Source organism: Dietzia papillomatosis NBRC 105045 (assembly GCF_001570845.1).
Classification (GTDB): domain Bacteria; phylum Actinomycetota; class Actinomycetes; order Mycobacteriales; family Mycobacteriaceae; genus Dietzia; species Dietzia cinnamea.
Genome location: NZ_BCSL01000065.1, coordinates 1 through 10956 on the forward strand (window position 1 = coordinate 1; position 10956 = coordinate 10956).

General features: G+C 61.7%; 10 protein-coding genes. 5 read left to right on the forward strand and 5 right to left on the reverse strand.

The genetic code is table 11. The features are described from left to right. Window positions 1–314: hypothetical protein (locus DPA01S_RS15065; protein ID WP_232303199.1), on the forward strand; the 314-nt coding region annotated here is incomplete at its 5' end. 157 nt (window positions 315–471) lie between these two features. Here DPA01S_RS15065 and DPA01S_RS15070 read toward each other — a convergent pair. From DPA01S_RS15070 to DPA01S_RS15080, 3 genes are all read right to left on the reverse strand, one after another. Further along, on the reverse strand, window positions 472–3048 hold the full coding sequence (locus DPA01S_RS15070; RefSeq protein ID WP_061917585.1) for a DEAD/DEAH box helicase: 2577 nt from the start codon (window positions 3046–3048) through the stop codon (window positions 472–474). After that, window positions 3048–5180, reverse strand: a complete 2133-nt coding sequence (locus DPA01S_RS15075; protein ID WP_061917588.1) for a site-specific DNA-methyltransferase — start codon at window positions 5178–5180, stop codon at window positions 3048–3050. Before DPA01S_RS15075 ends, DPA01S_RS15070 begins: the two co-directional genes overlap by 1 nt. Window positions 5181–5285: 105 nt before the next feature. Beyond that, entirely contained in the window at window positions 5286–6290 is a 1005-nt protein-coding gene (locus DPA01S_RS15080) for an abortive infection family protein (RefSeq protein ID WP_061917591.1), read from the reverse strand. Window positions 6291–6527: 237 nt separating this feature from the next. Here DPA01S_RS15080 and DPA01S_RS15085 point away from each other — a divergent pair, with 237 nt between their 5' ends. Then, window positions 6528–7094 carry a recombinase family protein gene (locus DPA01S_RS15085; RefSeq protein ID WP_061917594.1) on the forward strand — a complete coding sequence of 189 codons (567 nt, stop codon included), beginning with the start codon at window positions 6528–6530 and terminating at the stop codon, window positions 7092–7094. Between the two features lie 272 nt (window positions 7095–7366). Continuing rightward, a complete protein-coding gene (locus DPA01S_RS16565) occupies window positions 7367–7819 on the forward strand; it encodes a DUF488 domain-containing protein (RefSeq protein ID WP_084374806.1) in 453 nt (150 codons plus the stop codon). On the opposite strand, the gene DPA01S_RS16570 is transcribed toward DPA01S_RS16565, so the two are convergent. Both DPA01S_RS16570 and DPA01S_RS15095 read right to left on the reverse strand, forming a co-directional pair. Continuing rightward, entirely contained in the window at window positions 7816–8607 is a 792-nt protein-coding gene (locus DPA01S_RS16570) for a DUF8757 domain-containing protein (RefSeq protein WP_084374808.1), read from the reverse strand. The two genes, DPA01S_RS16565 and DPA01S_RS16570, sit on opposite strands and share 4 nt — an antisense overlap. A gap of 301 nt (window positions 8608–8908) precedes the next feature. Continuing rightward, complete coding sequence (locus DPA01S_RS15095; RefSeq protein WP_061917600.1) at window positions 8909–9949, reverse strand: hypothetical protein; 1041 nt, start codon at window positions 9947–9949, stop codon at window positions 8909–8911. Between the two features lie 296 nt (window positions 9950–10245). On the opposite strand from DPA01S_RS15095, the gene DPA01S_RS15100 reads away from it, so the two are divergent. Both DPA01S_RS15100 and DPA01S_RS16865 read left to right on the forward strand, forming a co-directional pair. Beyond that, entirely contained in the window at window positions 10246–10479 is a 234-nt protein-coding gene (locus DPA01S_RS15100) for a helix-turn-helix domain-containing protein (RefSeq protein WP_061917603.1), read from the forward strand. 47 nt (window positions 10480–10526) lie between these two features. Beyond that, a partial coding sequence (locus DPA01S_RS16865; RefSeq protein WP_157076985.1) for a hypothetical protein occupies window positions 10527–10956 on the forward strand: 430 nt, incomplete at its 3' end.

Sequence of the window (10956 nt, forward strand, 5' to 3'; positions counted from 1 at the left end):
ACATTGAGCGACGCGCTCGCGAACAGCAGCTCGATCTAGACGACGGGGTGCGTACGGCACTAACCCCCCTTGCCTACTTTGAGGCCGTCATGCAGCGCGCCTTCGAAAATCTGGCTGGCGGCAGCGCTGATGTGAGTATCCAAGCGGGCCTGAGCGCCGCGGCGCACCTCCGTGAGGCGACGACCAGCCCTTCTGATGAAATGGAAATCGCCCACGTCATGGTGAAGATGGACCAGGTAATCAGAGCTGTCCGAGAGATCGTCCCAGAGGAAATGTGGCACCTAATCGTCGATCGACTCGAAGAGACGCCGTGAGTGCCCCGACGGGACCGTTACCCTGACGCACTCCCCCGACGCCCCTGCCCTCCCCGTGCCACTAGACGATCCCTACGTCTCGTCTGCTGCATCAACGTTCTCTCGGTTACTAACGCGTCGCCGGCGACCCGTTCACCTGCACCGTCGGCCGTTTGCATCAGTAGTCGCTCGCGATGTCTGATTCGTACAGCCCCCTGGCCGTGTCAGCGTCGCGTATGGCCTGCCGGACATGGTGCTTGGTCAGGTCCAGCACGCGCATTGTTCCGGCGGTCTCGGCTACGGACTCGATACGCCGGAACTCGCCTTGGTACTTTTCCGCGAACGTCGCGAGCCCGCGCAGTTTTGGTAGCGCGTCAGAAAGATGGTGGCCATGGGGGTCTACCAGATCCGCAACGACCTGGCCCGTGTGGTCGGTCCCGAAGAAAACAAAGTCGGGACGAAGAGCTTTCCAGTCGCCGGAGGCCTCCTTGTAAGCGATGGCCACTGACTCCTTCGTCGCGCGCCCTGGGTTGCGGTACCAGCCCTTGAAGCCGGGTTGCTTGGTCTCTGAGTCGATGACTTTCCGCTCCCAATCGTTTAACGATATCGGATACGAGCCATCTTCAGCTGCCATCAGGTGCATAAGCCTGGTCTCCAGCGGGCTCTCGGTGCCGTCCGTATCTCGAACCTTCGTCTCGGCTTGCGCCGCCTTTGGCAGTACTAGGGAGATGCGCTCGGGTTGCGTGGACATGCCCTCGAGCCGGTCGTACTCCGCCTGACGCTCATCCGAGAGTCGCTTGCGGGCCACCCGGGTTTGGTTGAGCCAGGTCCGTGCCAGGTCATCGGCTTCCTTTTCGACAGCTTCCCCGACTTCCGGCACCGTGCCGAACGCAGCCACGGTTATGTTGGCCTCCAGAAGGTCGTCCTCGTCGCCGCCGGCGTCGACCAGGTGGTTGACATATGAGGAGCACAGTGCTGGGCTCAGGACACGTGCAGCGGCTCGGTAGGAGTCCTCGATAGCCCGCGGGTCAGCAGACTCCTGAAACGACTTGTAGGAAAACCCTCCTCCGAGTCGTCCTCGGGCCTCTTCACCGCTCATGGTCAGCACGTCATCGCGTGCCTGCTCGACCTTGTCCTTGTACTGCACGGCCCGGCCATCCAGTACCGCGTGAAGATGCTCGTGTGCCTTCTCCACCGCGTCCTCAACAAGGCCATCCTTGGACAACGCGGTGGCCAGGGCAGTGAGCCTACGGATGGGCTTGACGCCCCTCTTCGGGATCGTCACCGTCGGCAGCTCAGCAAAGCAGTCCCAGACTTCCTTGGGCACCTGGGGGTTGGGATGCAGCTCCACGGGGTCGAACAGAACCCGGCGTCCTTCACCGCCTCCGGCGTCGGTGCCCTCGTCGTCCTTCGAGGTCGCACCCTGCATCAGCATCTCGGCCACACCGGTGGCGGTCTTGCGGTCGAAGAACGGCAACAGGCAGTCGACCGAGTTGAGCAGTTCGTTGCCCGGGATGCGCCGCGCCAGAGGGGTGCGGATCATCCGGCCGAGCAACTGGGTGATGTGAGTGCGATCTTTAGCCGGGCGCAGGGACACCAGCACCTCTGCTCTGGGGCAGTCCCAGCCGGTGGAGATTGCGGACTTAGCTAGTAGCACTCGAACGTGCTTGGCATCTTGCACTCGTTGCGGCTCGATGTACGGCACAGGCTGCTGGCCCACTACTAGGTCTCGGTGCTCTCCGAAGACGTTGGCCACGGCATCGGGACCGAGTTCAGGCCAGGCGTCGTAGATCGTGTCCAGTGTCCGCAGAAGGGTCTCCTGCGATGGTTTGTCTCCTACCTGGACCACCAGAAGCGGGATGACCGGATCGGCCTCTTCCTGCTCGTCGGCGTACTCCAGCCACGCCGCGGTCGAGGCGCGGATCTTCTTCACTGCCCGGCGCAGCAGCACGGTGTCGAAGACACCATCCTCAGCCGGGATCGACAGCACGATGTCGTCCTTCAAAAGTCCAGACGCCTGCACCAGGGCCGAGTCCACAACCACGGAGGGAAGCGCGGTGCGGTCTTTGGCGTCCTTCATCGCCGCCTCGAAGCGCTCAACGGTGGCCGAGATGCCGAACACCACTGGCATCGGCGGTACCGACCCGCTGCCGTTAATTAGCCGCCGCACGATCGTCGTGCGATCCCGGCTCGTGGTCCCCATCCCCCGGTGGGCCTCGTCGAGGACGAAGTACAACGTCAGATCCTCGTTCTGGACCGTGTTGGTGATGACGTCATAGATCGAGGACTGCATTTGATCTGGACGCGGCTGAAACAGTCGTTCCTGGCCAGGAGTCGGAGGTGCCTCGCCACGTACCAGCCGTGAGTTCTTCGACAGCTTCTGCGTGTTCAGGAAGTACACATTCCCCGGCCGCAGAGTTGGTTCGGAAAACGTCGTCTCGATCACCTTCAGCCGCGAGTCCAACTCACTACCGGCCTCCTGCAGCCGAGCTCGGGACTGCTCGTTGAGCGACGGGTCATCCGAGAACCAGAGCACGACTGCCCCAGGGTCAGGTGCGAAGTCGAGCTCGTCGTTGCCGAAGAACAGCGCCTCGATCACCGCGGCAGCCATCACCGTCTTGCCAGCGCCTGTAGTGGCCGTAAGCGAAAACTGCGACAGCGACTCGTAGCGGTGATACATATCCCGGGCCTGCTCCAAGTCCCGCAACACGTCCCGGACGGCCTCGGCTTGGTAGTCCTTCAGTGTGAAGCGCATCAGCGGCCACCCCTCAATTTGAAGTTCTGCAAGTACGACTCGTACAACCGCACAGGCAGCACCCGGCTCGGTAGGTCCCGGCAAACCATCTGAAACGCTGAATCATCATCGGTAACGATGAACGCCATCCGCGCCGAGCTCACCGTCTCTATCCGAGCAACGAAGTCCCCAACCCGGTCAAGGTCCTCGAGCACCCCGTAGGTCTCGGCCACATCCCAACCGTCCTCACCCAGGTCAGCGATAATCCGACCCTTCGAACCTGCTCGAAGCCATAACATCGGAGCTATTTGCTCGAATGCCCGGTGATGACGTACAGACAGCGGAGCCTCGTACGTCAGGGTGAAGAAGGCCGCATTCTCCTCAAACCCCTCAGCCATCGGAAACTCATCGGTGAACTTGTAATCACCCTTGATCGGCTCACCTCCGGGGGTCATACCCGTTATAGCTGCGGTGACTCGAGGCTGCGTAATGAAAGCACAGATCCCGAGCGCTTCCCAGCCCTCGTCACCGGGCCTTAAACCCTGCTTGCGCAGCCGCTTCTGCTCTTCGGCCGACACCTCGTTGTTGGTCACCGAGATACATTGGCGACACCCGCCATCCTGCCTATTCAGGCGCATGACGGCGTGTGCTGTGGTGCCCGACCCAGAGAAGAAGTCGAGAACCACAGCGTCCGGCTTGTCGGTGAGGTAGAACCGCAGTGAGTCCTCGACTGCATAAAGAGACTTCGGGAAGGGAAAGCGGCCATTCGGTAGAAGTTGCCGCAATAGACCACTTCCACCAGGACCACCTGCCTCATGAGACGGGATCCTCCACTGAGTTCCTGGAACAAATGTAGGCGTGTAGGCGGATGAATCTACGATCACAGAGCCGTCTGCGCGACGACCCACGACCGGGAAGAGGCCAGCCTCGATCTTCGCCTGCTCACCGCGCTTCAAGTAGGTGACTGACGTGCGCGAGCCGCGCCACCTACCGATCTTTAGATAGCCGCTCTCTACGAGTCTCAAGACAGCTTCGGGCCCCACCTGCCAGTTTCCCTCTGAACCATCAGACCGGGTAGGCCACACTGCAACGCAGCCAGGTGGAGGTTCAACCTCACCGGGCGCGCCAGTCAGTAGAGGCTCACCCACGGAATGGAGGCGAGGGCCAGCCTCATCATTCATCAAGAAGAGTGGGTAATAGAGGCCCGGCCTATCAGCGCGGCGAGCGTTGGTTCCAGATCTCAACAGTTCGGCCCAGCGCAACGTCTCCGCTCTAGCGTCTCGAACAACTTTCCAGTCGCCTGGGAGAGGCAGAGGTCTAGGGACTGCCTCACCAAACATCACGAAGTAGAGATACTCGTCGGTCCGCCCAAAGGCGTTCGACCGGGTCGCCCCCTTCGGGTTAATAACACTGCTGATCATCTGAATACGTGCCTCGGGAAACGTCTGTTCAAGCAAGAGTCCGAGTCGCAGGTATTCCTTCTCATCTATCGTCACGAGGAGCACCGCGCCATCAGGGTTCAGAAGCTCTCGCGCTAGGGCCAACCGTCGTTCCATGAAGGCGAGCCACTTCGAGTGTCGATAATCGTCGTCAGCCTCGACGTAATTGTTGTTATACTTCCAGTCCTTCGCGCCTGTGTTATACGGGGGGTCAATGTAAATCGCATCGACCTGCCCACGATGGGTGTAGGTGAGCATTTCCAGGGCGTGGAAGTTCTCCGCGTTGATGACGGTATGGAATGGTTTGCTACCGCCGCGCTCCACGCGTCCTGTCTCAACTAGCCCGGGGTAGATGCGGTCGTTGAACTCTGCAACGACCACGAGGTCCTCGGTGATGACGGCTTGCCTCTCCGGCTCATCTACATCCAGCTCCAGGAGGTGGGCCACTAGGTTTCCGTCCACCCGCTCGATGCGGTCTACCCGCCACAGCCGCTGGTCGCCCTGCTTGACCTCACCCCGTAGTGGGAGCACACGGACCTTGTCTCCGCGACGCACGGCCCGGCCGGGCAACTCCACGGCTTCCGGCTGATGCCGCTCGAAGACTAGCCCGAAAGCCCGCCGCTTCGTCAGCGCGGCGACCTCCTTCTCCAAGTCCTTGCCGAGCTGCCTATCCGCCTTGCGGGCCTGCCTCAGTAGTTCAGTCAGTCGCGACACTCGCTGTTACTCCTTCGGACCTGCGAGCGCTCTAGCTCGATCTCCTCATCGTATTGATGGCGCTGAGAGATCCCGTCAGGCATGGCCGTAAGGTTAGGCCTCGCTCTAGAACGGCACCCCATTGAGGTGGTGCTCAAGTCGACGCAAGGCAGCCCTCTCGCCCTCAGGTCGGAGAGGGATACGGCGCGAGAGCCAGCCGACCGTCTCCTGCAACTCGATGCGATCTGCGTCGGGCAGGGAGGGTTCCGTGGAGACCACTGCGCGCTCCACTAGCTCATTCAACGTCTCAGCGACATCCGGCACTGGGTCGATCACGCTCAGCCCGTCGCGGATTGACTGAGGGGTGATAGTGGGGAGCCCGTCCGGGTTGAACCACAGCCCGCGCAGAAGCCCTATCCGGTAACCACCAGGCCAGGTGACCAGGCCGTCAGACTTGAGACACGGATCAAGTCCGTCCCATCGGACAACGAAAGTCTCCCGCATTACTCGCTGACCGACTGCAACACCGAGTTCCTGTTGATGGTGCAACTCAAGCGATGAAAGATTCGCGGCCTCAAGTCGGCGGCGAAGGTCACCCGAGTAAAACGTGGCGGGCTGCTCCACCAGGTCCCGAACAAGTGAGGTTGGCCTCCCCTCCGAGAAGAGGCCCAGACGTCGCACGGACCACCGACACCACATCAAGGCCCCATCGAGCGCAAGGTCTACCATCTCGTCCCGCAGATGGGGCCTGCGCGACCGACCATGACCGCCCCCGTACTGGTTGCGGATGATCCCGATGGTGCGGGCAATTTTGGACGACTGGGACGCGATCCTGCCGAACTCACCACCCACTGCGAGGGCCTGCCCTGGTTGACCCGCAAGGAGTCCATGCGCTCGCCCCACCGTCTTATCCAGTGGGTCACTTGGCTGAGCGGGCTCGCCAGCAATCTCGAGTGTGACTCGGGCAACCGCCTCGACGAGGCACTTCAGGTCACTTAACGCCTGACCGTCATCTTCGGCATCCAGCGAACGAGAGAGTCGGTCGAGTTCAAGCACGAGGCTCTCCCAGTGCTCATCGCCGAGAAACTCAGGTCGATAAATCGCGAACCTCTCGTACTTGCGAGCGGTCACGCTGCCCCCTGTCCTGCATCAGTCCCTCGTTCAATTGCGCTTGCACTGCTGAGCCTAGGCGCATCGACATTGCTACGGGCTGTAGTCGCCGACCCACCGTCTCGAATCTTTAGAAGTGAGACGGCGAGAGCCGGTCGCTCAAGTCGGGCGAAGGCCTAGGACAGTCCGTCTCAGAAGTATGTCGCACAAGTTGCGTCTCAGAAGTAACGTACCTGGCGACTTTTGCGACAAATAGGTATGAGCACCAACGGCGAGCGCCTCGGGTACGCACGAGTCTCCACGACCAAGCAGCATCTCGATCAGCAGATCGACGCGCTCCAGCACGAGGGCGTCGACCACATCTTCACCGACAAGTGGACCGGCCGGAGCAATGATCGACCTGGCCTGAGTGAGCTCTTGGACTACGCCCGGCCGGGGGACACGGTCGTGGTCGTAGCTCTCGACCGCCTCGGTCGTTCCCTCACTGGGATTATCGAAGCCATCGGCGACCTCCAAGAACGCGGTATCAGCCTCGTCTCCCTGCGGGAGAGTCTGGACTTCACTACTCCGACGGGGAAGATGATGGCCGCGATATTCGCCGCACTCTCGGAGTACGAAGTTGACCTCAAGGCCGAACGAGCGGCGGCAGCCCGTGAGGCCGCTGCCGCCCGCGGGCGACACACCGGACGCCCTCGGAGCATGACCGAGGATCAGGTCGCGCTCGCCCAGCGGATGAAGCAGTCCGGAGAGTCTGCGAACACTATTGCCGAGACCCTGCGCGTATCGCGAGCGACTTTGTATCGAAACCTCAGCCGAGTGAACTGACCAGCAGCAATAGCGTGGGGGAAGTTCGCTGTTGCCTCACCTCTAGCCGGGCCCGAACTCGCTTTTCTCGGGGTCACCGACGTAGCGCCTTTCAAGGTGCGGGGGATCACGGTGGTGGGGCCCCCACCCGGCCCGACCGTGTAGCTCCGGACGGGGCTGAAGCATGTGTAGGCGACACTCGCCCACGCTGAACTGGCACTACACGCGCGTTGTCGTCGGGGACTACGGGCATCGAGTTGTGGCGTAGTGCGCGAGTGAGAAACGATGGGCGCATGCCCCCTGAGAAGCGCACGCCGAGCGTAGTGAGCATCGGATACGAAGGTCGCACGGCTGACGATCTGATCAGTGACCTTCGAAGGCAGGACGTGCAGGTCCTCGTTGATGTACGTCTAACGCCACTCTCTCGAAAGCCTGGCCTGTCGAAGACGAAGCTGGCGGCCGCTCTTGCTGCCGCCGGTATCGGCTATGTCCACGCCCGATCGCTGGGCAATCCGAAGGACAATCGTGACGCGTACCGGGCTGGAGATCAATCCTCGCGCCAGAGGTTCGAGGAGATCCTTGAGTCCTCCGCAGCAGACGATGCACTCAGCCATGTTGCCGAGCTTCTCGACGGCGGGTCTGTCGCGCTGCTCTGCTTCGAGCGCGATCATTCGACTTGCCACCGCCACCAGGTAGCCGAGGCACTCGCCGGACGAGCACCGGGGCTGCGTGTCGTACACGTCTAGAAGAGGGCTGGATCTTCCATCCTCGGATACCAAATACCGAGCACGCTGAACGACTGACGGTAGCGAGCTTGGTTCCCCACGAAGAAGTGGACATCGCGGTCTGAGCTAATCAGTTGCTCCCCCCACTTCTGCCGAATCTTCTCAGCCGCCCCTTTGGGGCCGTACTGCCGCGCCCACCGCCGGCCAGCCTGTCCGAGCTCCCAGTCCAGCACTTTTTGGTTGTGGCCAGCGCATAGAGGGTGCGCGCAGTTGTACTTGTATCGGACGGAGTAAGGAGCAGCCTCAAGCGGTGGAACTTCGTTCCCGAATAAGTCCGGGGCGCTTGCAGCCTCGATCTTCGCGCGCTCCGCCGGTGTCCACGGTTCGCCCGGGACCACCTCGACGCTGCGGACAGTAGGCTTTATTAGCCCCAGGGATGGGGCAGGCTTAGCCATCTCCCCCGCGGGATTGGCGCGAATTAAATCGCAGGTCGTTGTAGCTCCGAGGAGGCCTCCCAGGAGGTCACGCCGCTCCCGCCAGTTTTTCGACGAATCCACTACGCGGCCGTGGACGATTCCGTCCTGTCGTGGTTTGAACGACTCTGGCCTAGGGTCGTCGGCTCCGCGATAAGTGCCTGGGATCTTAATGATCTCGTACTTCTTAAAGCGCGCATCGAGGTCCGTAGTGCGGAACTTCACCGGGTACAGACGAATCCACTCTGGCTGGGCCCGGTCAAGCCGGACCCCGGCAACACATACTGTTTCACCGTAGGACTGTGAAGGGTTCGGGTAGGTCTTGACTGTCACCATCACAGTTGCGCCGGACTCCCCGGGGCGAAGCTCCACAGTTACACCCCTTCGCAGCCGTCGCCCGGGCCCTGCGGCCCCCCGACGGTTCCTTCACTCGCTCGGTGTATCTGCGCTCCTTGGCTCGGCTCGTTGGAACCGGGGACGCCAGGGATTGGACGGCCGCGGCGATCGCCTTCGGACATTAGTTCGTTGAAACTAGGGAGCTCGCCTTCGGAGCGGACGATGCGCATTTGCACTCCGCTCCAGAGGTTCTCCCCCACACCCGCACACGGGGATGGGGCGCTTTTCTCGCAACCGGGAATCACTGGATCGGGCTTCCAACTGCGGCACACAGCTCGACATCGGTGATATACCCTTCCTCGCATCCGTCTCGGGTTTGTATCTCACCCGAGCTGGGGTTCGGGTTTCCATGCTCGTCGTGACCGTATCCGCATTGGGCGGCAGGGCAGGTGCCGCCGTCAGCGATGGGGACGCCATCGTGAGTGGGCGCAGGGGCGTCCTGGTACTGCGGTGCGTAGGCCCCCAAGCAGTAGTCGATCCCGTTGGCGATCACACATTCGGTCCAAGCTCGGGCCTGCGTCGTATCTCCACCCGAGCGGTTTGCGTTCTCGTAGCACCGGTCTTGGTAGACCCTCGACCCGTCAGAGAGTGCAGCCATTCCGCCGGCGTCGATGCAACGGACGAAGGTGGGGCCTGAGGGAGCAGCAGCAGTCGGGGCAGCCTCAGGCGTCGGCTGAGTGGTCGAACCGGTATCGCCGGACAGATCAAACTCCGAGAGGTCCAGGACGTAGACCTCTGTCACGTCTGGCTCCTGATCGGAGACGTGGGGCTCGAATATGATCTCCGAGTTCGGGTCGACGTCCTCTTGGAGCCATATGACGCCCTGATACTTCTCGCCTGTCCACACTCGGGTGGCCGACAGTTCCTTGTGAACCCCACAGTTCACGGCAGCGATCGCCCGGCTCTCCTTGCTGTACCCATCCGCGGTGCGCTCGTTGACGCCGTTAGGGACGAACCCCTCGCCGTTGCCCGACTCGACCTCGACGTCCATCTCGATGCCGATGTGGGTGGGGTACTCCGCTCCGTCCGAGTATGGAACCGGCCCGCAGGTCTCGGGGCGGAACACGTCGGTGACGGTGACATGCGCGACGTAGTGGGGACTGTTGATAGTAAACGGCTCCCCCACCACGATCTCGTGCTCGGCGACCTCGATGGTTTCCGTTGGGGTTGCAGCAGCGGCTTCGGTGGCGACCTCGTTTTCGGAGCTGGTTCCGCATCCGGCCATCAATAGTGCAGTCGCGGCAGCGGCAACCAGCCGCATCAGTGTTTTGCTGGTGGTCATTGTGCTCCATCCCGTTGAGGATCCCCACGAGGTCGGATCGGATTGACCTGATCCGCGCTTGTATGTCCTGCGCCCTGAAAACCCAGGAGCGATTACCTACCTGCTGTTGCAGAGCGTAGACGGATAGAAGTTCCTAATCGGAACTTCTGGGTAAGCGCGGTAAAGTTACCCCCAAGACCCCAGGTCATACCGCCAAGTCGGATGTACGACGACGAGTTTCGCAGCTCCGTCCCGACGACGGCGTTGCGGTTCTGCCGCGACAGTCGCGGTGGAGTGACCGAGAGGGGTCTTTTGTCATGAACACCGATGCTGCCCACGAGGACGTCCAGTGGGACGAGCCCAACCGGCCCATCAAGGTCAAGGAAGCTGCCGAGCTCGTCGGCGTCACTCCCAAGACGATCCGCAACTGGGTCGACGCCGGGAAGATCCCCGGCTACCGGTTCGGCTACAACCGGATGGTCGTCGACCTCGACGACATCGAGCCGCTCATGAGCTGCCAGCGCATCACCCCCAAGGGCGGTGTCCGATGAAGCCCTGGATCAAGAGCTACACGAACCTGATCTCTGATAGTGGCTACATGAACCTGACGGCAGGCTCCAAGGCACTCTGGTACGACTGCAACCTCTGGTGCGGTCTCAATGAGGTCGACGGGATCATCCCGTCCTCGGACGTAAGGCGACTCAAGGGCACCCCTTCCAAGATCACTGGCCTCATCGAAGCTGGGTTCTGGGAAGAGATCGAGATCGAGAGTGGCGAGGTCGGCTACCGGATTCTCGGCTGGGTCGAGGACCAGGGGTCCAAGGAGGACACCGACAAGAAGCGGGCCAACGGTGCCAGGCGGACGGCTCGTTCGCGTGCCAAGTCGGCTTCATCTCGCGCCCAAGTGGAGCCCAACTCAGCTCCAAGTGGAACTCAAGTGGAGACCAACTCAGCTCCAAGTGGAGCCCAAGTGGAGCCCAACTCAGCTCCAAGTGGAGCCCAAGTGGAGCCCAACTCAGCTCCAAGTG